The sequence below is a fragment of the Streptomyces orinoci genome (assembly GCF_003121295.1).
Taxonomy (GTDB): Bacteria; Actinomycetota; Actinomycetes; order Streptomycetales; family Streptomycetaceae; genus Streptomyces; species Streptomyces orinoci.
In genome coordinates, this window is record NZ_PHNC01000008.1 from 1 (window position 1) to 24,485 (window position 24,485).

Consider the following 24,485-nt stretch of genomic DNA (forward strand, 5'->3'; position numbering starts at 1 on the left):
GTGGGCGAGGCCAAGCACGCCTTTGTGATGGGATCCGAGGACGCCCTGGACGGGGCCGGCTTCCGGCTGGTGGACGACCGAGGACACACCGTGCGCAGCGGAAGACTCGGCCCGTCGGCCGGACGCTGGAACAAGGCCTACCCCACGGTGCGCACCGTGGACATCTCGGATGTCAATGCCCCGGGCAGCTACCGCCTGGAGCTGACCGGCGCCGCCTCCGCCGCTTCGCCCCCCTTCCGGATCGCCCCGGCCCGGGAGCTGATGACCCCGCTGGTCGAGGACAATGTGCGGTTCTTCCAGGCCCAGCGCGACGGCTCCCGGGTGCTGCCCGGCACGCCGGCCCGTAAGCCGTCCCATCTGACCGACCGCACCGCGACCGTGTACGCCGCGCCGCGCTACGACGCCGACGGCAAAGAGCTCCTGGACGACCGGCTGACCCCGCTCGGCGGCCCGGTGGACGTCTCCGGCGGCTGGTTCGACGCGGGCGACTATCTGAAGTTCACCCACACCACCTCCTACTCGGTGGCCCAGCTCCTGCTGGCCCAGCGGAGCCTGCCCGCCGCCAAGGGACTGGACGCGGAGGCCCGGCATGGGCTGGAGTGGCTGGACAGGATGTGGGACGGCACCACCAAAACCCTCTATGCCCAGGTGGGCATCGGCCAGGGCAACGCCGAGACCACCGGCACCATCCGCTCCGACCATGACGTCTGGCGGCTGCCCGAGGCGGACGACGCCCTGGACGCGCCGCCCGGCCACCGCGACCACGCCATCAAATACCGGCCGGTCTTCAGGGCCAACGCCCCCGGCGCCCGGATCAGCCCCAACCTGGCCGGGCGGATGGCGGCGGTGTTCGCCCTCGCCGCCCAGCGGGAGGCCGGGCATGACCCCGCCGCGGCCAGGCAATGGCTGGCCAAGGCGGCTGCCGTCTATGACCGGGCCGACACCGGCGGGCCCGGCCGGCTGGTGACCGTCTTCCCCGCCGCCTTCTACCCGGAGGACGTCTGGCAGGACGACATGGAGTTCGGCGCCGCCGAACTCGCCCTGGCCGCCCGTGACTTGGGCGACGGCCGCGCCGGGGACTGGCGCGGACAGGCCGCCCGCTGGGCCCGCGCCTATCTGGACGAGGACGCCAAGGGCACGCTGGGCGTGGCCGATGTCAGCGCCCTGGCCCACGCCGATCTGCTGCGGCCGGCCGACGGCGGTTTCGGCGCGGCCGTCACCCGGGACGAGCTGCTGGGCGATCTGCGCCGCCAGCTGGACGAGGGCGTGGCCCGCGCCGCCAAGGACCCGTTCCGGGCCGGCGCCGTCTACACCGAGAGCGACTCCGCACCGCACACCTTCGGCCTGGTCGCCACCGCCCTGCTCTATGCCAGGTCCTCCGGCGACCACCGCTATGACGCCTTCGCCGCCGAACAGCGCGGCTGGGCCCTGGGTGCCAACTCCTGGGGCACCTCCTTCGTGATCGGGGCGGGCCGGACCTTCCCGCACTGCCCCTCGCACCAGGTCGCCAACCTCGCGGGCAGCCGCGACGGCAAGGGCGCCATCCTGCGCGGGGCCGTGGTCAACGGCCCCAATTCCGCCAGGGAACTGACACCGGGCAACCTCAACACCTTTGACACCATGCGGACTTGTGCCGCCCGGCCGCCCGGCGGCGGTTCCTGGCAGGACTTCGACGGCCATGGCGGCGGCTATCTGGACCATGCGGGCGCCTGGCAGACCTCCGAACCCGCCCTGGACTACACCGCGACGGCCCTGCTCGCCTTCGCCCTGACGGCGGGCTGAGACGGCCCGGTTGAGCGCTCCGAGCCCCCGGCCGCCGGTCAGATGTCGGGGGAGAGACCAGGGGCCCCGTGACAGGCCCCGTACGGTTTGTGCCGCTGTGGTCTGGGCTTGGGGACTGGCTGGCGCGTTTCGCTGCTGTGCGAGCCGCGCACAACGGTCGTCTGCGGCGGAAAGGCTTCCTCGTACTCGGTCGGCGGTACGTAGCCGAGCCCGGAGTGCAGACGTTCTTCGTTGTGCCACATGACCCACTGGAAGATCGCCCGCTCGCCCTGGTCCCGCACAGCTTGCGGGTGCCCGGACCTCGTCCCCGCCCCAAGCCGCGTGTATCGTCACCGCAGTGGACTGCTTCGCCTTAGCCAAGATTCAAGTGTCCTTTCCGCTCGCCGTCGGCCTGCTGAGCCCGGCCGGGCGGTCGGCCGAGAGCGGTGCCCGGTGACCGGCCCGGAGAACGCGCCGCTGGAAGCGGCGACGGCAGACGACGCCGCTGCCTTTCTGCTGGAAAAGTTGGCCGACAAGCTCGGCAGCCGGGCTCCGGGCACCCTCGTGTTCGGTGAGCCCGTCGTGAGCCGGGACGTCACCGTGATCCCCGTGGGGCGCATCGGGTTAGGTTTCGGCGGCAACGCCGCCGGTCAGGAGGCCGGTGAGGACGGGCTGGCCGGCGGCGGGGTCGAGGCGAAGCCGCTCGGCTTCATCGAGATCAAAGAGGGCAGGACCACATACAAGCCCATCCGCGATCCCTGGGTGAACGCCCTCGTACCACTGGCGGGTGGTCTCCTGGCCGGGGCGACCGGGACGGTGATCCTGCGTCACCTGGCGCGACGCAGGAGGCGCTGAAGCGCGGTCCCAGGTGGGCCCGGCCGTGGGCAGGGTGGCGAGGGCGGTGATCCGATGGGCGTGGGATCGACTCGATCATGCGGCGACGCCCCTGCCCGTCTCCTGAGGCCGCGGCAGGATCTGCCGGACCAAGTCGGGGCGCGGACCGAAGCGTTTCCCACCCGTGGATAGCCGAGGGCCACCTCCTCGAAGGGCACGCCGTCGTGGACGGTGCTACGCGGGATGTGTAGATGCCCGTACACGACGGCCCGTCCGTCGAAGCGGGTGTGCCAGTCGGTGGTGCGCACGTACCGCACCACTGCGCGGACTTCTGATGGGTCATCACTTCGGTGGGCCGCTGCACCAACGGCCAGTGGTTGATCAGGACAAGCGTCTGCTGCCCTGGCCCGGTGACCTCGGTCGGCCGCCGCTCGGTCTCCTCGACGCGCGCCGCGCACGCTTGGCGGTCCACAGTCCGAGATGTGCAGGTCACTGATTGCTCGAAGCGCGCCCTCGACCTCGGCCATACGATCAGCACAGGCGGCGCCACAGGCTCAATGTGCTCTTAAGTTCTCCGCTAGGTGCCGTATAGGAAAGCAGGCGACGCTCGTTCCTTCTCCCCCGGAGAGGAGCGGGCATGTCCAACGATTCGAGCGAGGCCGGCGCGGCGGCGAAGGCCAGCCCGGTGGCCCTGGTGACCGGCGGGTCACGGGGGATAGGACGGGCGGTCGCGATACGGCTGGCGCGCGATGGGTTCGACGTGGCGCTGTGCTACCACTCCGACGCGGCCGCGGCCGAAGTGACCGCCAAGGAGGTGCGCGATGCCGGGCGGCGGGTGCTGGCCCGGCGCGTCGACGTCGCCGACCGCGACGGGGTCCGCGGCTTCGTCGCCGATGTCGAGGCCGGGTTCGGGCCCGTCGCGGCGGCCGTGGCATCCGCCGGGATCACCCGGGACCGACCGCTCATGCTGATGTCCGACGACGAGTGGGACACGGTGCTGCGGACCAACCTCGACGGCACCGCCAACCTGCTGCGCGCGGTGGCCCGCCCGATGGCCCGGCGCAGAGCCGGGGCGATCGTCACCCTGTCGTCGGCCGCGGGCGTGGTCGGCAATGCCGGGCAGGCCAACTACTCGGCGTCCAAGGCCGGGATCATCGCGCTCACCCAGGCGATGGCGAAGGAGTTTGCGCGGCTCGGTGTGCGTGCCAATGCCGTGGCCCCCGGCTTCATCGACACCGACATGGTCGCCTCGGTGTCCAACAGCGCTGTCGTCGACCGCATACCGCTGCGCCGCTTCGGCACACCCGAGGAGGTGGCCGGGATGGTCTCCTATCTGCTCTCGCCCCAGGCCGGATATGTCACCGGCCAGGTGTTCCGCATCGACGGCGGCGTGGCACTGTGAGCGGAGCCTCCACCCTTACGACGGGTGGAGGCCGGACGGAGAGCCGCACGGCGGCCAATATTCCAGTTGCAGTTCGCAATTCCTGCTGGTCAGAGGATGCATGGGCCAGGTAGTAGGCGGTCTCGCCGGGCCGGGCGATGCTGTGGCGGGCCATCACCCACCGGCGGTGGGAGGGCTCGTCACCGTCGAAAAACGGGACAGGCGACAGCATCGCGGCCGCCCAGTCGTCCCTTCTTGAGGAAGCCCGTCTCGTCGATCACAAGGACGCCGCCGTCCTCGCCGAGCCGTTCGGCGAGTCCCTGCACATACGCGCGCATCCGCCGCCGCAGGTCGGCCCTGCCGAACCGGTGACCGACCCGCAGCAGCACCTCCTCCAGTTCCCTCGTCCAGACATCGGGCCGGACACCGTCTTGCATGGTCAGCACGACAGCGATCACGCACCGCCAGTCACGAACTCCGGCCACATGACGGAACGTCAGCTCGCTCCACCCGGAAACAGGCTCCTGGCCAGTAGGAACAGCGAACTGCAACTGGAGTTTCAGACGGCCGAGTCCGGGATCCGGGTTCCGTCCAGGAGCCTGACGAGCAGGCCCCGAAGGGCGTTGACGGAGCGTGCCTGTTGCAGCTCGTCCAAGGGCAGTTCCACCTGGTAGTGCTTCTCGAGCTGGGCGACGATCTCGATCAGGTTGAGGGAATCCGCCCGGTAGAAGTCGATGAAGTCCTGGTCGTCGTCGATCTCGTCCGGAGCCAGGTCCAAGGTGTCGGCGACGATCGATCGGATGCGTATGACCGGGTGGTCGACGTCCTGCATGATCCGTCCTTCGTTCGAGGTTGGTCGTGGGGCGCGAGGTGCGGTCTCACGTGGGGGAGGGGCCGGGCAGTGAAGCGACCAGCAGGGAGCCGACGTCGAGCACGGTGTCGCCGTTCACGTGGGACCGGCCCGTGAACTCGCAAGCCGTGCTGGAGCTGTGCACGAGCCGGACCTGGTGTTCCAGGACGTCCCCCGGAAAGGGCGACGAGTGGAACGCCAGGTCGCTCACTCCGACCAGCAAGGGGATGCGGTCCGGCGGACCGAGACCGGCCAGCGTCCACAGAAGTGAACACGCCTGACCGAACGACTCCACCAAGAGCGCCTGCGGGTATGCGAAGCCCGCGAGGGGCGTGCCGTCCGCGAGGTCCCGGTAACAGCCTTCGGAGCCGCTGATCGCCTTCGTGGCGACGAGCGAGGTCGGCGAGAACTCCCCGACGGTGTCGAGCAGGATCATCGGAGGGCGCTGCCGCAGCAGGCCGCGCACCTGGGCATGGTCAAGCATGAGCCCCCACCGGTCCGAAAGTGGCGTCGAGTTCGACGGCCGGCCGGCGATCCGAGCGCACTATCCGGGCGTTGGCGAAGACTCCCTCACCGTCCATGGCCTGATCGTCGGGTTCGCCGGGGCGCACGCGGATGGTGAGTTCCAGTACGTCTCCCGGGAACAGGGGCCGCACGAAGCGCGCTCGGTCGAGGCGGCGCATCCGCAGGCCGGCGCCGTGCAGGCTGTCGACAGCCTGCTGCACCCAGTCCATGATGACCACTCCCGGCAGAATCGGGTAGCCCGGGTAGTGGCCGGCCATGTGATCGGCGGCGAGATCCACGGGAAGTCGCAGGACGGCATGTGTGCCGTCGGGCGCCCGCTCGCTCCACGCCAGGGGCACGGGCAGGGCGGACATGGTCGCTTTCGGCGCTGAGGCGGGCACGGTGGTCCTCAGCCCAGGCTCGGTTGTGTCAGCAGCCGTTGGGCGAGCTCCTCCACGTACTCGGTGGTCGTGATGTCGTGGTCGAGGTACGGAATCACTTCCCGGGTCCGCTCGTACAGAGCGCGGGTGGCCGAGGACAGGCCGTCGGTACCGCGGATGTCGGCCGCCTGGCAGGCGCACAGGAGCTCGAACGCCACCACGTGGGCCACGTTGTCCAGCACCTCCCGGGCACGGCGTGCCGCGACGAAGCCGAACGAGACGATGTCCTGGAAGTCCGCGGTGGTGGTCAGGGACTGGATGGACATGGGCATCGCCATCGCCCGCGTCTCCGCGGTCAGCGACGCGGTCATGAACTGCCCGCCCATCAGGCCCAGCCGCAGGCCCGGGTCCTCCCGGCACAGGAAGGGAGGCAGTCCGTTGCTGTTGCTCTTGTCCAGGTACCGGTCGATCCGGCGGTTGGAGAGGTTCATCAGGGTCGTCAGGGCGATCACCAGGTGGTCCATCGCCATGGACACGTACTGCCCGTGGAAGTGACCGTTGTGGAAGACCTCCGCCTCATCGGGGTTGATGAGCGGATTGTCGTTGGAGGAGTTCAGCTCGTCCTCGACGGTCCGCTCGATCGTGCCCAGGCTGTCCAGAACCGGTCCGAGGATCTGCGGGGTGCACCGCACGGAGTAGGCGTCCTCGATCGGCTGGGACCCGGCCTTCGCGGTGTCCGCGATCTCGTCCGCGAGCAGCTGCTCGATGTCGAGTTCGTCGACCGCGAGTTTGGAGTCGCTCAGCGTCCGCCACAAGAAGTCCGCGACCTCCCGCTGTCCGCGGTGCGGCTTGAGCTCGTGTACCCGCGGGTCGAACGGCTTGGTCTTGCCCCCCAGCGCTTCCACGGAGAGCGCCGACACCAGCAGGTACGACTGCACGAGCCGACGGGCCCGCTGCACATTGAGGGAGCCCAGGCCGACCATCCCCGATGTGCCGTTGATGAGGGCGAGGCCCTCCTTGAAGCTGAGCTCCATCGGAGCGATGCCGGCCCGGCGCAGCGCCTCGGCGCCCGGCAGGACCTCGCCGTTGAACCGGGCCTTCCACTGGCCTATGCAGACCAGCGCGATGGCGGCGAGCGGGCCGAGGTCGCCACTGGTGCCGAGGGAGCCCTTCTCCGGTACCAGGGGCACGATCCCCGCGTTCACCACCGCGATGAACTTGTCCAGGTTGGCCGGGGAGATGGCCGAGTTGCCGCGGGAGAGCGACGCGATGCGGGACACCATGATCGCGCGGACGGTGACGTCGTCCAGGCGCTCCCCCACGTTGGTCGCCACCGCGTTGAGCAGGTTCTCCTGCAACTGGCGTGCCATGGAAGCAGGGACGAGCCAGTCGACGAACCCGCCCATGCTGGTGGTGACGCCGTAGATGATCCGGCCGTCCGCCACGAACTTCTCCAGTGTGCGCCGTGAGGCGTCGACCCGCTCGCGCACGGCACCGTCCACAGCCAGCCCAGAGCCCTGTGCGGCGGCGATCGACTCGATGTCCGCCAGCCGTACGCGGCGGTCCAGGGACAGGGTGTACGTCATGCGGGGCTCCTCGGTGTCGGATCGATGTCAGTGGGCCCGTCGCGAACAGCGGTGGTCACAAGGCGTGCGAGCAGCACCCGGTCGACCTTGCCGTTCTCGGTCAGGGGAAGGTCGGCCAAGGGCCGGATCCGGCGCGGCCTCATATAGGCGGACAACTCCTGGGCGCAGAAGTCGAGCGCCGCGTCCTCGTCGAACGGCGCCGCCGCGTCGTCCAGCACGACGCCCGCCATCAGTACGTGATCGCCGCCGCGCGGCACGATGGTGGCCGCGGCCGACGTCACAGCGGGCAGTTGGGCCAGAACGCTCTCCACATCGCCCAGTTCGACCCTGTTGCCCCGGATCTGCACCTGGGAGTCGGCGCGGCCGACGAAATACAGTTCGTTCCGCTCGTCCAGGTAGGCCAGATCGCCGGTGCGGAGGACCACCTGCCCGTGCCGCGGGTCGAGCGGGTCGGGGACCAGCACCTGGGCGGTGGCCTGGGGGTCGTCCCAGTAGCCGCTGAACAGCGAGGGGCTGCGCAGGTGGATCTCCCCGACCACCCCCGGCCGCGTCACCACGCGTCCGGACGTGTCCACCAGAGTCATCTCTGCGCCGGAGTGGGCGCGCCCGATCGACAGCGACCGCTGCTCCGCGGACAGCGGGTCGGGCACGTCGGTGAATGAGGCGGCCATCGACTCGGTCGCGCCGTAGCCGTTCACCAGGCGGGCGCCGGCCAGCATCTCCTGGAGCCGACGCAGTTCGGCGAGGGGGAAGCTCTCGCCGGCGAAGACCACCGAGCGCACCTTGTCAAGCCGCTTCAGCAGTTCCGGATCGTGGCGCAGCACCGGACGCCACAGCGAGGGCACCCCATGGACCTGGGTAACGCCGGCGTCACGAAGAAAGTTGACCATGCGCCGGGGCGAGTCGAGGTTCTCGCGTCCGACCGGCACCAGCGTCGCACCGCTCCCGAGAGCGACACCGATCCCGAAGAGCGCGAAGTCGAACTGGAGCGGGGAGGTACTGGCGACCCGGTCGGTGTCGCCGACCAGTCCGTCCGCGATCACTGCGCGCAGGAACGTGACGATCGCCCGATGGCTCATCACCACGCCCTTGGGGCGCCCGGTCGACCCGGAGGTGAAGATGATGTAGGCCGTGTCGACGGCGAGGACACGCCGACGCCGCCGCGTCCGGGGCGCCGGCGGGTGTTCCGTCGTCAACCCGCTCCGCCCAAAGCGCGCGGTATCACCGGCCCACGGCAGGTCACGCCGGTCGGCGCCGTCCGCCCGGGCGTGCAGCGCCGGCTCGACCGACCGCAGAATCGCAAGGAGACGGTTGTCGGGGGTCTGCGGACTGACCGGGACGAACGGCAGCCCCAGCTTCGAGCAGGCGAGCAGCATCGCCACCGCCGCCGCGGAACTGTGTGCTTCGACAACGACCCGGTCGCCGACATCGAGGCCGAGTGGTTCCAGGGCCCGGGTGTACTCGTCCACGAGCGCGGCGAGTTGCCGGTACGAGACCTCGGTGAGCGTCCCGGTCTCGTCGGGCTCCACCACGGCGGCCTTGTCCGGTGTACGAGCGGCGGGAGCCAGGAGGTACTGGCAGAGGTTGTCCGCCGTGGGGTCATGAAGTTCCACAGTGTCTCCCCGACCGGTGCCGTCCGTGCGATGTGCGGTTCACTCCGGGACGCCGTTCAGTACCGCGACCGACAGCAGGCCGTCCGGGTCCGCCGCGACGACGACGGCAGGCAGCGCCGCCTCGTCCAGGAGCCCTGCGAGCTGAAGCAGCGCGTGGGCGCTGTAGCAGTCCCCGATCCGCTTCTCGTCGGTGACCTGTGCCGCCCCGGGCAGCGCTCTGGCCAGTCCGCTGTGCTGAGCCTCGTCCACCTCGGCGACCCCCGTGTGGCGGAAGGCCACCGCCGACACGTCCGGCGCGGACACGCCCGCCCGTCCCAGCGTCCGGGCGACCGACTCGGCGAACTGCCCGGCGGAGAAGCCGGGCACCGCCCGCACGTCCACGGCGGCGACGGCCGCCAGCGCCTTTCGGCCGGCGGCCCGGGCCGACTCCCTGCCCTCCAGCACAAAAGCGGCCGCGCCCTCGCCCTGGACCTGCTCGCCGCGGGCCGTCCGGGCGAGCCATGAGGTCGGTCCGGTGAACTCCTCCGAGGCGCCTGCGAGCACCGCGTCGGCGTGCCCGGCCCGCAGTATGACCACGGCATGGCGCAGCACGGCAAGGCCGGTCGCCGGCCCGGAGGCGACCGTCGCGTTGGCGCCCCGTAGGCCGTATGTGATGGCCGCTGCCCCCGCCGGTGAACTGAGCACGCAATGGGAGGACTTGGCGGCGGCCACCATGTGCGGACGCGGCTGGGAGAAGGTGTCCATGCCGAACTCGACCATGCCGGTGACGCTGCCCGCCGCCGTGCCCAGCGTGACGCCGATCCGGTCACGGTTCTCGTCCGTCACCTCCAGGCCCGCGTCGTCGAGCGCCCTGCCGCAGGCGACCATGGCCAGTTGGGCACTCCGGTGGTTGTACTGGGCGGTTCTGCGGCCGAGCAGCGCCTCGCCGTCGAAGGAGCCGACGGTGAAGGCCGGTCCGGACGGCGGGGTGTGCGCCTGGGGGACGGGATCCGGCCAGACGGTTCCCCGGCCCGAGATCACGATGTGCATGGAGCACTCCCGAAAAGGACGATGGCGTTGTTGCCGCCGAAACCGAAGGCGTTGTTCTGGGCGACGCGAACGGTCGCCTCCCGCGTGGTGCCGGCGACGGGATCGATGCCGTCCAGTTCCGGATCCGGGTGGCGATGGTTGATGGTGGGCGGGATGAAGCCCCTGCTCACCGCCAGCGCGCAGGCGATGCTGCCGAAGCCGCTGGCTGCCCCCATGGTGTGCCCCAGCATGGACTTGAGGGAGCTGACCGATGGCGCCGCCTCCCCGTACACACTGCGGATGGCCTGTGCCTCCACCCGGTCGTTGAGCCGGGTGCCCGTGCCGTGCGCGCAGATGTAGTCCACCTCGTCCGGCGTCACACCGGAGCGCCGCAGTGCGGTGTCCATGGTCCGGGCGATGCTCTTCGGCTCCGGCGCCGAGGGATGGTAGGCGTCGCAGCTGACCGCGTATCCGAGAATCTCGGCGTAGATGCGGGCACCTCGTCCGACCGCGCTCTCCAGGGTTTCCAGGACCAGCGCCGCACCGCCCTCCGCCGTCAGCATGCCATCGCGGTCCCGGTCGAAGGGCCGGCAGGTGTCCTTCGCGAGGGCGCCGAGCCGGTTGAACGCGGCATGGGTGAACCGGCTCACCGCGTCGGCGCCGCCGGCCACGGCGACGGGGACCTCTCCGGAGCTGACGAGGTCGTACGCGTAGCCGATGGCGCAGTTGGCCGCCGCGCACGCAGCGGAGAAGGTCATCGTCTCGCCCGTGGCACCGATCTCCTGAGCGGCCGCCAGGGCCAGGCGTCCGGCGGGCAGTTGTGCGGCGAGCGCCGGATCGGGGGCCGCCGGACCGTTCAGGTGCCAGGACTCGGTCATCGCCACGACGTTGGGAATCTCGCCCGATGTCGTCCCCATGAGGACGGCGGTGTCGTCGCCGAAGTCCTGGAGGCCGGCGTCGTCCGCCGCCAGGCGGGCGGCGGACGCGGCGAAGAGCGAGGCCCGTCCCCAGTCGGCGACGTTCAGCCGGGTGACCAGTTCCGCGGCGTCGAAGTCCGCCACCTCGCCCGCCATCTGGTGCTCGAACCCTGACACATCAAAAGAGGAGATCCGCGAGATCCCGCTCTTGCCCATCCGCACGGCGTGGGAGAAGCCGTCCGCTCCGATGCCGATGCTCGATACCGGACCGAGGCCGGTGATGACCACTCGGTGCACCGCGACTACCATCCCGCCGCGTCGGCCACGACCTTGTACGTGGAACGGAGATCTGTCATCTTCTCCAGGTCGCTCGCCTCGATCATGACGCCGTACCGCTGCTCGATCCGGCTCAGCAGTTCGACGGCCAGCAGCGAGTCGGCGCCCAGGTCTTCGGCGAAGCTGCCGGCCCGCTCTACTTCTTCGGGTTCCACGGTGAAGATGTCCGCTGCCATGTCCCGCAGCTCCGCCATTCGATCTGACAGCATGGTGTGTTCCTCCTTGGTGCCGAGAGCAGGACGCATCCGGTTCAGCGGGAGCGATAGCGGGCCGCGAGCTTCTCCAGTTCGGGGACCAGTTCGCTGGGCGTCGGCTGCGTGGCCTGTTCCCTGCGCAGCCTGTCGGCGCCCTCCCGGAACGCCGGCTCCTCCAGCAGCCGCACCAGGCACTCCCGGACCCGCTCCCCGGTCAGGTGCGGCCTTGATATGTAGAGGCCGCCCTGGGCCTTTTCCAGGAGCGGGGCACGCAGATCGATGTCACCGACAACCCGGCCGACCATCAACTGCGGAACGCCGTTGGCGATCGAATCCAGGAATGCGGGAATCCCGCCGTGATGGATCACAGCTGAGCACGTGGGGATCACCGCGTGCAAGGGGACGAACTCCGTCAGCAGCGTATTCGAGGGAACCCGCTTCAGATTTCTCCGGACCTTTTCCGGCGCTGTCACCACCAGTTCGATATCCAGATCGGCCACGGAGTCGAGTATCTGCTGCAACTGCCTGACGGAAACGGCCTGGTATTCCCGTCCCCTGTTCTGGCTGACCCCGAAGGTGGCCAGAACGCGCCGCTTCTTCGGGGTGTGGCGGGCCCATTGGGGAACGACGGCGGGCCCGTGGTAGGAGACATAGCGCAGGGGTATGTGCGGCACATCCGATTCAAGCCGCATGGAACCCAGCATGTGCTCGATGGCGAAGTGCCCGGTCACCATCTCCTCGGAGTACGACTTCCCGAACTTCTCCGCCCAACGCCCCAGCCAGTCCGCCAGCGCGTCCTCCCGCTCCTCGGGTGGCTGCTGTTCGCGCAGCTTGAGGAAGGCGCGCCGGGACCAGAGGTCGACGTCGATCTCGGAGCGAATGCGCGCGCTGGCCGCGCCGGTCGCGCGGGCCGCGATCGCGCCCGCGTGGCTCATCCACTCCCATACCACCAGGTCCGGCTTCCACCAGCGGCAGTAGTCGACCAACTCCTCGACCATCGTGTCATTCACGCCCTTGAGGATCTCCGTGAAGTACCGCGTTCTCAGGCGCAGCCGGTCCCAGGTCAGCGCCTCCTCGGTGTTCAAGGCGAAATCGAAGAAGAAATCGTCCCGTGAGCCGAGCTGCTCCAGGGTCCGCACGAGCTCTATCTGTTCCTCGGTGAACTGCTCGCGCATCGTCTTCACGACATCGGGGCGCCCGACCGGAACTGTCATCAGGCCCGACGAGGTCAGGGACTCGATCAGGTCCGGGCTGCTCGAGACACGCACCTCGTGCCCCGCGGCCTGCAATGCCCAGCCCAGCGGGACCATCGGTTGGAAGTGAGTCCTCCAGGGCCAGGACACGATGAGGACGCGCACAGCACCAACTCCTCCATCGACAGCGGGATGTCGAGAACACTCGGCGGAGTGTCTAAAGCGGGCCTTGGGCCGCTCTTGCCCGGCCGCCGGGGTCCGCCGATCTCCGGCTCCGCAAGGGCGGGCCTAGATCGGCCCAAGCCGTACCGCCCACACTCGCCGCAGGGCAGACCGATGCCGACGGCATCATCGACCTGGTGAGGAGCAGGCGTTGCAGAGTGCGAAGGACAGTCAGGTTCGGCCGCAGCTCACGGATCGCCAGGATCCCGTGCTGCCCGAGCGCATCGCGCGGTCCGCGGCCGAACTGCGCGGCGAGTCCGTGGAGGACATCACCGCGTGGGTGCAACGGCGCCGCAAGGAGGTCGGCTTCAAGGTGCGGCGCATCCCGTTCGAGGAGCTCGACGGCTGGTCCTTCTCGCCGGAGACCGGCAACCTCGTGCACCGCAGCGGGCGGTTCTTCACCGTTCAGGGGCTACGCGTCAGCGTGGGTGAGCAGCCCGACCGCACGAGCTGGCACCAGCCCGTCATCGCCCAGCCCGAGGTCGGCATCCTGGGTGTTCTCGCGCGGGAGTTCGACGGGGTTCTGCACTTTCTCATGCAGGCCAAGATGGAGCCGGGCAATCCCGGGCTGGTGCAGATCTCGCCCACCGTGCAGGCCACATACAGCAACTACACCAAGATCCACAAGGGCGCGGACGTACGCTACCTGGAATACTTCACCGACCCGTCCCGCGGCCGCATCCTGTCGGACGTGCTGCAGAGCGAGCACGGCTCGTGGTTCCGCCGCAAGCGCAACCGCAACATGGTCGTGGAGGTGACGGAGCCGGTCCCCGAGCACGAGGACTTCCGCTGGCTCACCCTGGGGCAGATCCATGAACTGCTGGGCCACGACAACACGGTGAACTTCGACGCCCGCTCGGCCCTGGCCGGCCTGTACGGGGCCGGTGCCTCCTTCGCCCTGCACTCCGACACGGAACTGCTGTCGTGGCTCGCCGCGTGGCGGTCGCTCACCCCGATCACCGGGGCGCCGGTCTCGCTCGCCGACATCCCGGGCTGGACGCGCGACGAGTACTCCATCCACCGTGACGACGAACGGTACTTCCGCGTCATGGCCGTGTCGGTGCGGGCAGGCAACCGAGAGGTGCGCGAGTGGACCCAGCCGCTCCTCGAACCGAACGGCCTGGGTGTCGTCGCGTTCCTGACCCGCACCTTCGGCGGCGTGCCGCATGTCCTGGTCAGTGCTCGCGCGGAGGCCGGCTTCTCCGACGCCGAGTTCGGTCCCACCGTGCAGTGTGTGCCGCGCAACCACGGCCACCTGCCCGCGGGGGAGCGGCCGCCCTTCCTGGACCTGGTGAGGTCCGCCGCGCCGGCGCGGATCCGCTACTCGGCGCTGCACTCGGAGGAGGGAGGCCGCTTCCTCAACGCGGTGAGCCGGTACCTCGTCATCGAGGCCACAGAGAGTGAGGCGCCCCTGAAGGAACCGCCCGGGTTCCGCTGGGTCTCCCGCGACCAGCTCGCCGCGTTCACCCGGTACAGCCACTACGTCAGCGCACAGGCTCGTACTCTGCTGTTGTGCCTGAACACGCTCGAGGTGCAGCGGGCGGGCTGTGGTGCTACTCGGAGATCTTCGTGAGGAGGATCTTCGCGATTCCCAGACCGACCGTCGGCGGGTTCTCGGGATCGACGATCAGAGTGCCTCGCGGAGAAGCGCTGTCCACCAGTGCCGGCAGCTTCTCGATCGCCTCGGCGACGATGTCGTCGACCGGAATTCCCGAGGCCTCTGCGAGGGCTTGGAGGTTGTCCAGGCCGATGCCGTTTACCACGTCCTGCCGCAGGAGCGGCGTGTTGGGGCCGGTTGAAACCCAGGACTTGGCTTGGTACACCTGTGAGAGCGGAATCATGAGCCCCTGGGATTCGGCTCGGGAGAACGCTTCTTCACTCGTCTCCGTGCTGCCCGGTTCGGGTATCACGGCGACGCAGTAATAGCCGTCGAGGTTTTCGGATGCGCCTTCTTCGCTCTGCCCGGCAGGGGTTGACAGATTCTCGGTCACGTAGACTCCATGGAGTTTGGAATGGGCGGTTCGGAGAAATCGGCCAGCCCATCGTCGGGCGGTGAACCGCCCGACGATGGTCCCACTGAGGGTCTTGTCGGGCAAGGCTGATGTTGCAGCCCCTTGCGTACGCCCCGGAGGAATTCCGCGATACACAGGACTGTCCTGGCGACCGGACACCGGGGGAGCGGGGCGGATCCGGGCCAATGGGTTCGGGGCCGACTGCATTACAGTCCGCGTAGCTGTCGCGCACAGTTGACGAATCCCGGAATCCGTTGTGATTTCCCAGTGCCAGGAAAAGGCGGGAGAACAATCGTGACCACCCTGACTGTTGAGTGCGCCGACCTTACCGACCCGCATACCTTCCTTGCGCCCGATGCCGAACTCGTGGAGATGTGGCGCGGATTCCGGTCGGCGAGTCCGGTCCACTGGCACGAGGTGGAGGGCCGTGCCGTGCCCGGCTTCTGGGTGCTTTCGCGCCACCGTGACGTGATGGAGGTCTACCGGGACAACAAGCGCTTCACCTCCGAGTCCGGCAATGTGCTGGCGACCCTGCTGGAGGGCGGGGACTCGGCCGCGGGCAGGATGCTCGCCGTCACGGACGGCCAACGCCACTCCGAACTGCGCAACTTGATGCTGAAGGCGTTCGCGCCCCGGATGCTCGAACCGGTCGTCGCCGGAGTGCGGGAGCGCACGGACCGGCTGGTGCGGAGCGCTGTCGAGGCCGGGGACTGCGACTTCGCCAGGGACGTCGCGGAGCACATACCGATGGCCACCATCGCCGACCTGCTGGGGGTGCCGGCCGGCGACCGCGACGAGCTGCTGGACCTGACGAAGAAGGCGCTCAGCGCCGAGGACGAGGGCAGCTGCGCGGACGAGGCGATCGTCGCCCGCAACGAACTGCTCTTCTACTTCGCGGAGTTGGCCGCGGTGCGGCGCAAGGACCCGCGCGACGACGTGCTGAGCGTCCTCACGACCAGCACGATCAACGGCGAGCCGCTCACTGAGCAGGAGATCATTTTCAACTGCTACAGCATCATCATCGGCGGCGACGAGACCAGCAGGCTCTCGATGATCAGCGGCATGCGCGCGTTGATGGAGCACCCGGAGCAGTGGCGGCGGCTCAAGTCCGGGGAGGTCACCGTGGAAAAGGCCGTGGAAGAGGTGCTGCGCTGGGTCAGTCCCGCCATGCACTTCGGTCGGCGGGTCCGCGAGGACGTCGAGATCGGGGGCCGGCTCCTGCGTGCCGGTGACGTCGTCACGCTCTGGAACAGTTCGGCCAACTACGACGAGGACCTCTTCGCCGACCCCAGCTCCTTCGACCTGGGCCGCACTCCCAACAGACATGTGGCGTTCGGCTACGGGCCGCACTTCTGCCCCGGCGCCTACCTGGGCCGGGCCGAGATCGCCGCCATGCTCTCCGCCCTGCGCACCCATGTCGCCGAGGCCGTGCCGAACGGCCCGGCCAGGCCCATCCACTCCAACTTCCTGCACGGATACAGCAGTCTGCCGGTCTCCTTGAGCTCAGCCGGGTAGCCCCCGATTCCCTTTGTCCAGGCAGCCCTCGATCCCCTTTATCGTCCCGAGACTCTGGAGAATTCGTGAGCGACCCACGAGGATCGTCCGCTGACGTGCCGTTCGCCGGGACGGTTGTTCCTCCGGCCACCTTCACCGAGCTGTTCGAGGCACGGGTACGGGAGGTGCCGCTGAACCCGGCTGTCGAGTGCGCCGACACGGTCTGGACATACCGGGAGCTGAACGCGTCGGCGAACAGGTTCGCACACTGGCTGATCGGCCGAGGCATCGGCCCGGAGCAGACGGTGGCCCTGGCGATGCCGCGCTCGGTCGAGCAGATCGCGGCGCTGCTCGGCATCATGAAGGCCGGCGCGGCCTATCTGCCCTGGGATCTGGGCCATCCGCAGAAGCGCATCGCGTACATGGCGGCCGATGCCGCTCCGGCGGCCGTGCTCACCACACGAGCCGCCGCCGCGGGGCTGCCCGCGAGGCTCGACGCGGACGTACTGGTCGTGGACGCGCCGGAGACCGTGGCGGCTCGGCGTGGTGCGCCGGAGTCGGACCCGGTCGACCGGGACCGGGTCGCGCCGCTGAGCGTGGCCGACGCCGCGTACGTCATCTACACCTCGGGTTCCACGGGCCGGCCCAAGGGGGTGACGGTGACGCACCTGGGGCTCGCTGCACTGCGGGCCGAGGCCGTGCGCGTCGGTGAACTCGACGCGGGTGCGGGCGCCCGAGTGCTGCAGTACGCGGCGCTCAGCTTCGACATGTCGGTGTGGGACCTGGTGACGGCACTGACCACGGGGGCCCTGCTCGTCGTCCCGGCGCAGGAGCAACTGGTGGGTGAGGAGCTGGCCGCGCTCCTGGCGGAGCGCGAGGTGACGCATGCGACGCTGCCCCCGAGCGTCCTGGCCACGCTGCCCGCAGGCACCGCGGCAGTCCTGGACCACCTGCGGGTCCTGGTGGTCGGAGGGGAGGCGAGCACCCCCGCCCTGGTGGGCGAATGGGGCGTCGGTCGGCGGCTGTTCAACGCGTACGGTCCGACCGAGGCCACCGTGTGGGCCACGTTCGGCGGACCGCTCCGCGACGGGGCGGTGCCGATCGGCACGGCGATGACGGACGCCCGTGCGTACCTGCTCGGCGAGGGACTCGCGCCGGTCGCCGATGGGCAGGCCGGTGACCTGTACCTGGCGGGCCCGGGGCTGGCCCGCGGATACCTGGGACGTCCGGCCCAGACCGCGACCCGGTTCCTGGCCGACCCGCTGGGCCCCGCGGGCGGACGGATGTACCGCACCGGCGACGTGGCCCGGGTCGGCGCCGACGGGCAGTTGGAGTATCTGGGCCGCAGCGACGACCAGGTGAAGCTGCGGGGACAGCGGATCGAACTCGGCGAGGTGGAGGCGGTCCTCGCGAGGCATCCGAGGGTCCGTCAGGCAGCCGTCGTGCTCCATGACAGCGGCACCGGGGGCAAGCAGCTGGTCGGCTTCGTGGTGCCGGCGGCCGACACCGGGACCCAGCGGTCCGAGCCCGTCGGCGGGGCCGGCCAGCTCAGCCTGGGGCCGGGACTCGGCGCGGCCGAGCTCCGCGCGTTCCTGGCCCGGCGGCTGCCGGAGGGCATGGTGCCCGGAACGATCATGGTCGTCGACGAGATGCCGCTGACGCCCAACGGCAAGGCGGACCGGGCGGCGCTGCCCCGGCCGCAGTTCCGCAGGGCGGACTACCGCGCGCCCCGCTCCCCGGTCGAGGAGGTGCTCACCGACTCCTTCGCCGAGGTGCTTTGCCTCGCCCGGGTCGGCATCGACGACGACTTCCTGTCGCTGGGCGGAGACAGCATCCAGGCCATGCGGGTTGCCACACAGGCACGGGCACGGGGAGTGGAGGTCTCCTTCCGGCAGATCTTCGAGTCCCGCACGGTGGCCGCCCTCGCCGACGCGATCGGCGCGGCGGAACCCGGCCCTGCCACGGAACCAACCGACGGGGGAGCGGGGCGGCTGCCGCACCTCCCGGCGACCCACCTCCTGCACGAGCTCGGGCTCGATGCCGCGCGACACTGCCAGGCGATGCTCCTGAACCTTCCCGACGGCATGGACCGGACCGGGCTGGCCGCCGCCCTGGCCGCGCTGATCGACCATCACGACATGCTCCGCGTCCGCCTGACGGAAACCGACGGAGGCGGGCTCGTCGTGGCCCCGCCGGGCTCGGTGACCGCGGACTCCCTGATCCACCGCGTCGCCGCGGACGCCCCGTGGGAGGCCGCTGCGGGCACCGAGCGGGCCGATGAGTGGAATCGCCTGCTGTGGACCGAACTCAAGGCCGCCGCCGCGCGGTTGGACCCGGCGGCCGGCTCGGTGGCGCGGTTCACCTGGTTCGACGCGGGCAGCCGCGGCGCGGGGCGACTGCTGATCGTCCTGCACCACCTCCTGGTGGACGCCCACTCCTGGCGTGTCCTCCTCGCCGACCTCTTCGCCGCAGGGGAACAGCTCCGGACCGGCCGGGACCCCGAACTGCCCCCGGTCTCCGCACCGTTGCAGTCAGTCGCCCGTGCCCTGACCGAGGAGGCGCACCGGCCCGCACGCGTGGCCGAGCTGGACGCGTGGCTCGCCGGCGCCGACGGGCCCGACCCCGCCGTAGGTGCGCGCCGCCCCGGCCCTGCCGACGGCGCGGCCCCCGCACCGGTCGGCGCTCGGCTCCTGCTCCCGGCCTCCGTCACCGACACCCTCCTGACCGCTCTCCCGTCCGCCTTCCGCTGCGGGGCCGAGGACGGTCTGCTGACGGCGCTCGCGCTGGCCCTGGCGAAGCGGCGGGCGGCATCCGGCGCCGACGCGTCGTCCGTGCTGATCCGCCTGGACGAGTACGGCCGGGCGGCGGCCGAGGTGGTCGGGGTCGATCCGTCCCGGACCGTCGGCCGGCTGACCGGTACCACCCCGGTACGCCTGGACGTGACCGGAATCGACCTGGAAGAGGCGTTCGCTGGCGGACCCGCCGCGGGCACCGCCGTCAAGGCCGTGAAGGAGCAGCTGCGTGCCCTGCCCGACCAGGGGATCGGCTACGGCCTTCTGCGCCACCTCAACTCCGGGACCGCTGCCGTCCTGGAGCGGTCCGCGAGCGGCCGGATCTCCTTCGCCCACCTGGGCCGCTTCCCGGCCCCCGCCGCGGACCTGCCCGGTGGGTTCACTGCGGCCGAGGGATGGACCGTGCCCGCGGCACCGGACGCCGGCGCGGATGTCGACCTCGCGGTCCGGACCGCCGTGGTCGAAACCCCCGAAGGGCCGCGCCTCGAAGCCGTGTTCACCGGCTCCGGAACCGTCCTCACCGCCGCGGAGACGCAGGAGCTGACGGACCTGTGGGGCCTGGCGCTCAACGCGATATCCGGGCATGCCGTCCGGACCGGCGCGGGCGGCCTGACACCGTCGGACGTGCTCCTGTCCGGCGTCACCCAGCAGGAACTCGACGACTGGCAGCAGCACTATCCCGGCCTGTCCGACGTCTGGCCTCTCGCGCCGCTTCCGCAGGGGCTGCTGGTGCACTCGCTGATGGAGCACGAGACATCCGCCGAGGTCGACACCTACCAGGTCCAGTACACCTTTCGCCTGTCCGGGCCGGTCGACCCCGCACAGCTGCGCGCCGCCGCACAGGCCCTGCTCGACCGGCACCCCGGCCTGCGGGCCGCCTACGCGCCGGGCCCCGACGGCACCCTCGTCCAGTTCGTCGTGGACGGCGTTGAGCTGCCCTGGCAGTACCTCGATCTGAGCAGCCTCGGCGACGCCATGCGCGACAGCGCCTACCGGCAGTTCCTGTCGAGCGATCTGACGGTCCGCTTCGACCTTGCGGTGCCACCCGTGCTGCGTATGTCGCTGCTGACGCTGGCCGAGGACCGCCATGCGCTGATCCTGTCGGGCCACCATGCCACCCTGGACGGCTGGTGCCTGCCCCTGCTGGCGCAGGACCTGATGCGGCTCTACGCCGACCGGGGCGCCGCCGCGCTGCCTCCGGCCCCCAGCTACCGCGACTACCTCGCCTGGCTGGGCCGGCAGGACACGCAGGAGGCGGCCCGGGCCTGGGCAGGGGAGCTGGCGGGCCTGACGGAGCCGTCGCTGCTCACGGCCGGCACCGTCCCCGCCGGTTCGGCGGCGGGCATCGACCGTGTCGATGTCCCGCTCTCGACGGCCGCGGCCCTGGCGCTGCCGGACCGGGCCGCCGGAATCGGGGTCACCCTCAACACCCTGGTGCAGGGGGCCTGGGCCGTCGTTCTCGGCCATCTGACCGGCCGCCGGGACGTGGTGTTCGGCGCCGCGGTGGCGGGGCGGCCCGCTGAGCTGCCCGATGCGGACCGCATGGTCGGAACCTTCATCAACACCGTGCCGGTACGGGTCACCTGCGACCCGCGGGAGACCGCTGCACAGCTGCTGGAGCAGCTGCAGCAGCGGCAGGGTACCCTGCTGGGCCGCCCTCCGTGCGGTCTCGGTGAGATCCAGAGCGCCACCGGGCTGCCGACGCTGTTCGACACCGTCATCGGCTTCGAGTCCTTCCCGCTGGACAGGGAGGCCGCGGCCGAGGCGGCCGACGCGGCGGGCTTCGCCGTCACCGGCATCGGCCTGCACTCCCTCAGCCACTTCCCCGTGACCGTGTTCGCCCACCCCGACGGTGACCGGCTGCGGCTGAACATGCAGTACCAGCGGCAACTGCTCGACCGGGAGTACGCGCAGGAGGTCGCCGCACTGTACGGGCGGGTTCTCGAACGGCTCGCCGCAGACGTACGGACGCCGCTCGGCGACCTGGTCGTCGAGGAGCCCGCAGGAGAGCTGACGGCCGACGGGGACGCCGGGCGCCCCGTCCGGAGCCGGGACCTCGACCCCGTCCTCGGCGACCGGGTCCGCAGGTGTGCGCAGCAGCTCCGGACCGACCCGGCGGCGCTCTTCCACGCGGGCTGGGCCCTGGCGGTCTCGATGTTCAGCGGGCGCGCGGACGTGAGCTTCCGCAGCACCGCGGTCGGCGAGGACCGGCCCGTGCGGGTCGAGCTGACCGGGATGGGCGTGCGGGACCTGGTGCACACCATGGACCGGGAACTGCGCGGGTCCGACCGCCCCGCTCACCCCCTGCGGTTCGACGCGATCCTCGAATTCCGGGGCCCGCACGCGAACTGGAGCGCCGTGGACGACGAGCGCGCCCAACCCGTGGAAGCGGCGATCAGCGACCGCCACGGACGCTTTGCCGTCGAGGGGCGGGCCGGCCTGCCCTACGACCCGGGGTCCGTCATCGACTACCTCGAGACCTCGGTGGCGCGACTCGCCGATGCCCTCGAATCCGACCGGACCGCGCAGCGCCCCGCTCTCGAACTGCCCGTCCTGAGCGACGACGTACGCCGCCAGGTCCTGGCGGAGCGGAACGAGGCGCCGGCGGCGGAAGGGCCGGACCGGTGCGTCCACGAATGGTTCGAGGAAGTGGCCGCCGCCACCCCGGACGCGGTCGCTGTCACCGCCGGGGACCGCAGACTGTCGTATCGGGAGCTGAACGCACGCGCCAACCGCCTGGCCCGCCATTTGCGGGACCTGGGCGTCGGGCCGGAGGTCCTGGTCGCACTGCGCCTGGACCGGACCGAGCACCTGGTGGTCGCCGTGCTCGCCGTGCTCAAGGCCGGCGGCGCGTACGTACCGATCGACCCCGCGTCCCCCGCCGACCGGACGGCCCTCGTCCTGCGCGACAGCGCGCCGCGCCTCCTGCTGACCGACGCCCCTTCGGATTCGGACCAGGACCCCGCCGCAGCGCCGATCCCGGTCGTCGACGTACGCGCGGACACCGACCGGTGGAGCGGGCTGTCGGCCGAGGACCTGCCGGGCACCGGTGTCCGGCCCGCCCATGCGGCCTACGTCATCTACACGTCGGGTTCGACGGGCACCCCGAAGGGCGTCAAGGTCGAACACCGCAACGTGGTAAGGCTGTTCACCACCACGCGGGAGTACTTCGGTTTCGACGGGCAGGACGTGTGGGCGTTGCTCCACTCGTCCGCCTTCGACTTCTCGGTGTGGGAGATGTGGGGTGCGCTGCTGCATGGCGGCACTCTGGTCGTGGTGCCGCGGGAGGTCGCCCGCAGCCCGAAGGACCTGCACCGGCTGCTGTGCTCCGAGCGTGTGACGGTGCTGAACCAGACGCCGACGGCCTTCCACCAGCTGATCGCGGCCCAGGGCGAGGACGGCGTGGAACACGCCGTGCGGGTCGTGGTGTTCGGTGGTGAGGCACTGAACCCCAAGCTGCTCAGACCGTGGATGCGGCGCGCGGTCAACCGGGACACCCGGCTGGTGAACATGTACGGCATCACCGAGACCACGGTGCACACCACCTGCCACCTCCTGACCGGCGCCGACGCGGACCGGGTCGTCAGCCCGGTCGGCCGGCGCCTGCCGGACATGCGTACCTATGTGCTCGACCGGTACCTGCGGCCCACGCCGGTCGGCGTCGTCGGTGAGCTGTACGTCGGCGGCGCGGGTGTGGCGCGCGGGTACCTGAACCGGCCGGGACTGTCCGCCCAGCGCTTCCTCGCGGACCCGTTCGCCGGGGAGCCGGGCGCACGGATGTACCGGTCCGGGGACCTGGTCCGGTGGCAGTGTGACGGAACCCTCGAATACGTGGGGCGCAACGACGACCAGGTGAAGGTCCGCGGGTTCCGGATCGAGCTGGGGGAGATCGAGGCCCGGCTCACCGAACACCCGGCGGTGCAGGACGCGCGGGTCGTGGTGCGCGACCACGGTGACGGGGACAAGCGCCTGGTGGCCTACGTCGTCCCCGCGGCGGACCGCGCACCGGCGGTGCGCGAACTGCTCCGTCTGGAACGCTCCGCGGGTGACACCCACCCGCCGCTCCGCGAACTGCCCAACGGCATGACGGTGTTCCACCACAACAAGAGCGAAACGGACTTCGTCTACGACGAGATATTCACACGCGAGGAGTACCTGCGCGGCGGCATCACCATCGACAACGGCGACACGATCGTCGACGTCGGCGCCAACATCGGCCTGTTCACCCTGTTCGCGTCGAGCCGCAACCCGGACGGCCGCCTCTACGCCTTCGAACCGCTCCCCCCGCTGCATGACTCGCTGCGCCGCAACGTCGAGCTCCACGGCCTCAATGCCAAGCTGTTCGACTGCGGGCTGGGGTCGAAGGCGCAGGAGGAGATCTTCACCTTCTATCCGCACAACACCGTCAACTCCACCCGTGCCAGGACCGCGCCCGAGGCGCGCGATCTGGTGCGCGCCTTCCTGCGCAACAAGGCGAAGCCGGCGGACGGCGCGCGGCCCGGTGCCGCTGCGGAGGACCTCATCGACGAGGTCGTCGAGTCCCGCCTGGAGAGCCGGGCGTTCACCTGCCGTGTGCGCACCTTCTCGGAGATCATCGAGCAGGAAGCCCTTGACCGGATCGACCTGATGAAGATCGACGTGGAGGGTGCCGAGCACGAGGTCCTCAAGGGCATCCGCCCGGAGCATTGGCCGAGGATCCGACAGCTCGCCATCGAACTCCACGACATCGACGGCAGGTTGGCGGAGGTCGAGGCGCTCCTGAAGGACCACGGCTTCGAGGTCGTGTGCGAACAGGCCGACAGCTTGCTGCACAACACGGTCCTCTACAACGTCTATGCCCGGCGCGATGACGGCCGCAGCGCGGACCCGGGTCCCGGAGCCGCGGCGGCGCCGGTCCCGCAACGGTGGTCCGGCCGGGAGGCACTGCTCGACGACGTGCGGACCGGGTTGCGGGAGGTTCTGCCGGAGTACATGCTGCCGTCCGCCTACACCCTGCTCGAGGCGCTGCCGCTCAATCAGAACGGCAAGCTGGACCGGAACGCGCTGCCCGAACCCGGGCGCCCGCGCGGCGACTTCACGCCCGCGCGCACCTGGGCGGAGCGGGAGCTGTGTGCCTTGATCGCGGATGTCCTGCAGATCGACCAGGTAGGTGCCGACGACAATTTCTTCGATCTGGGCGGTGATTCACTGCTGGCATCCGGCCTCACCGGCCGGATCAGTAGAAAGCTGGGGGTCAGGGTGCTCATCAACGAGGTGTACGGGGCCCCCGACGTCGCGGCGCTGGCGCGCATCGTCGAGAATGCTCCGAAGGCCCGTTCGCCGCTGTTGCGCCGGAGGAGCACGGAGAGCGGGGCCTGACTGGTCCGCCTGACTGGTCCGATCGTACGGCCCGGGCCCGAGTCGGCCCG

At 70.4% G+C, this 24,485-nt stretch carries 16 protein-coding genes and 1 pseudogene; 6 read left to right on the plus strand and 11 right to left on the minus strand.

Features of this window, described 5'->3' with window-relative positions:
* From CV755_RS05540 to fabG, 3 genes are all read left to right on the plus strand, one after another.
* A partial coding sequence (locus tag CV755_RS05540; RefSeq protein ID WP_109279033.1) for a glycoside hydrolase family 9 protein occupies positions 1-1,782 on the plus strand: 1,782 nt, incomplete at its 5' end.
* 432 nt (positions 1,783-2,214) lie between these two features.
* Positions 2,215-2,616, plus strand: a complete 402-nt coding sequence (locus CV755_RS05545) for a GerW family sporulation protein (RefSeq protein WP_161968595.1) — start codon at positions 2,215-2,217, stop codon at positions 2,614-2,616.
* A 616-nt stretch (positions 2,617-3,232) separates the two neighbouring features.
* Positions 3,233-3,997: a 3-oxoacyl-ACP reductase FabG gene (fabG, locus tag CV755_RS05555; RefSeq protein ID WP_109279035.1), complete on the plus strand. Its 765-nt coding sequence runs from the start codon at positions 3,233-3,235 to the stop codon at positions 3,995-3,997.
* 227 nt (positions 3,998-4,224) lie between these two features.
* Here the strand turns inward: fabG and CV755_RS35275 are convergent.
* The 10 genes and pseudogenes from CV755_RS35275 to CV755_RS05605 all read right to left on the minus strand — a co-directional run.
* Positions 4,225-4,413, minus strand: a pseudogene (locus tag CV755_RS35275) (IS701 family transposase); the annotation flags it as partial.
* Positions 4,414-4,535: 122 nt separating this feature from the next.
* Positions 4,536-4,808 carry an acyl carrier protein gene (locus CV755_RS05565; RefSeq protein ID WP_109279037.1) on the minus strand — a complete coding sequence of 91 codons (273 nt, stop codon included), beginning with the start codon at positions 4,806-4,808 and terminating at the stop codon, positions 4,536-4,538.
* Between the two features lie 46 nt (positions 4,809-4,854).
* Positions 4,855-5,292 carry a 3-hydroxyacyl-ACP dehydratase FabZ family protein gene (locus CV755_RS05570; RefSeq protein ID WP_153068580.1) on the minus strand — a complete coding sequence of 146 codons (438 nt, stop codon included), beginning with the start codon at positions 5,290-5,292 and terminating at the stop codon, positions 4,855-4,857.
* Positions 5,293-5,302: 10 nt separating this feature from the next.
* A complete protein-coding gene (locus CV755_RS05575) occupies positions 5,303-5,704 on the minus strand; it encodes an ApeI family dehydratase (RefSeq protein ID WP_109279039.1) in 402 nt (133 codons plus the stop codon).
* Positions 5,705-5,739: 35 nt separating this feature from the next.
* A complete protein-coding gene (locus CV755_RS05580) occupies positions 5,740-7,296 on the minus strand; it encodes a phenylalanine aminomutase (D-beta-phenylalanine forming) (RefSeq protein WP_109279040.1) in 1,557 nt (518 codons plus the stop codon).
* Positions 7,293-8,909 (minus strand): AMP-binding protein, encoded by a 1,617-nt coding sequence (locus CV755_RS05585; RefSeq protein ID WP_109279041.1) that lies wholly within the window; start codon positions 8,907-8,909, stop codon positions 7,293-7,295. The genes CV755_RS05580 and CV755_RS05585 overlap by 4 nt, the downstream gene beginning before the upstream one ends.
* 39 nt (positions 8,910-8,948) lie before the next feature.
* Complete coding sequence (locus CV755_RS05590; protein WP_109279042.1) at positions 8,949-9,938, minus strand: beta-ketoacyl synthase N-terminal-like domain-containing protein; 990 nt, start codon at positions 9,936-9,938, stop codon at positions 8,949-8,951.
* Positions 9,926-11,131, minus strand: a complete 1,206-nt coding sequence (locus CV755_RS05595) for a beta-ketoacyl-[acyl-carrier-protein] synthase family protein (RefSeq protein ID WP_109279242.1) — start codon at positions 11,129-11,131, stop codon at positions 9,926-9,928. Before CV755_RS05595 ends, CV755_RS05590 begins: the two co-directional genes overlap by 13 nt.
* Positions 11,132-11,136: 5 nt before the next feature.
* On the minus strand, positions 11,137-11,379 hold the full coding sequence (locus CV755_RS05600; protein ID WP_109279043.1) for an acyl carrier protein: 243 nt from the start codon (positions 11,377-11,379) through the stop codon (positions 11,137-11,139).
* Positions 11,380-11,420: 41 nt separating this feature from the next.
* Positions 11,421-12,722, minus strand: a complete 1,302-nt coding sequence (locus CV755_RS05605) for an activator-dependent family glycosyltransferase (RefSeq protein ID WP_109279044.1) — start codon at positions 12,720-12,722, stop codon at positions 11,421-11,423.
* Between the two features lie 265 nt (positions 12,723-12,987).
* Between CV755_RS05605 and CV755_RS05610 the strand changes: the two genes are divergently transcribed.
* Complete coding sequence (locus CV755_RS05610; RefSeq protein WP_109279045.1) at positions 12,988-14,352, plus strand: NDP-hexose 2,3-dehydratase family protein; 1,365 nt, start codon at positions 12,988-12,990, stop codon at positions 14,350-14,352.
* Here CV755_RS05610 and CV755_RS05615 read toward each other — a convergent pair.
* On the minus strand, positions 14,333-14,770 hold the full coding sequence (locus CV755_RS05615; protein WP_153068581.1) for a YidB family protein: 438 nt from the start codon (positions 14,768-14,770) through the stop codon (positions 14,333-14,335). The genes CV755_RS05610 and CV755_RS05615 overlap by 20 nt on opposite strands.
* A gap of 315 nt (positions 14,771-15,085) precedes the next feature.
* On the opposite strand from CV755_RS05615, the gene CV755_RS05620 reads away from it, so the two are divergent.
* Together CV755_RS05620 and CV755_RS05625 are read left to right on the plus strand one after the other, a co-directional pair.
* On the plus strand, positions 15,086-16,306 hold the full coding sequence (locus CV755_RS05620; protein WP_241560993.1) for a cytochrome P450: 1,221 nt from the start codon (positions 15,086-15,088) through the stop codon (positions 16,304-16,306).
* 65 nt (positions 16,307-16,371) lie between these two features.
* Positions 16,372-24,435 (plus strand): non-ribosomal peptide synthetase, encoded by an 8,064-nt coding sequence (locus CV755_RS05625; protein WP_109279047.1) that lies wholly within the window; start codon positions 16,372-16,374, stop codon positions 24,433-24,435.
* Positions 24,436-24,485: the final 50 nt, after the last annotated feature.

Excerpts from the sequence above, each read along its gene's own strand:
- CV755_RS05575 (WP_109279039.1), bottom strand. The coding sequence starts at position 5,704 with ATGTCCGCCCTGCCCGTGCCCCTGGCGTGGAGCGAGCGGGCGCCCGAC.
- fabG (WP_109279035.1), top strand. The coding sequence starts at position 3,233 with ATGTCCAACGATTCGAGCGAGGCCGGCGCGGCGGCGAAGGCCAGCCCG.
- CV755_RS05565 (WP_109279037.1), bottom strand. The coding sequence starts at position 4,808 with ATGCAGGACGTCGACCACCCGGTCATACGCATCCGATCGATCGTCGCC.
- CV755_RS05590 (WP_109279042.1), bottom strand. The coding sequence starts at position 9,938 with ATGCACATCGTGATCTCGGGCCGGGGAACCGTCTGGCCGGATCCCGTC.
- CV755_RS05600 (WP_109279043.1), bottom strand. The coding sequence starts at position 11,379 with ATGCTGTCAGATCGAATGGCGGAGCTGCGGGACATGGCAGCGGACATC.
- CV755_RS05580 (WP_109279040.1), bottom strand. The coding sequence starts at position 7,296 with ATGACGTACACCCTGTCCCTGGACCGCCGCGTACGGCTGGCGGACATC.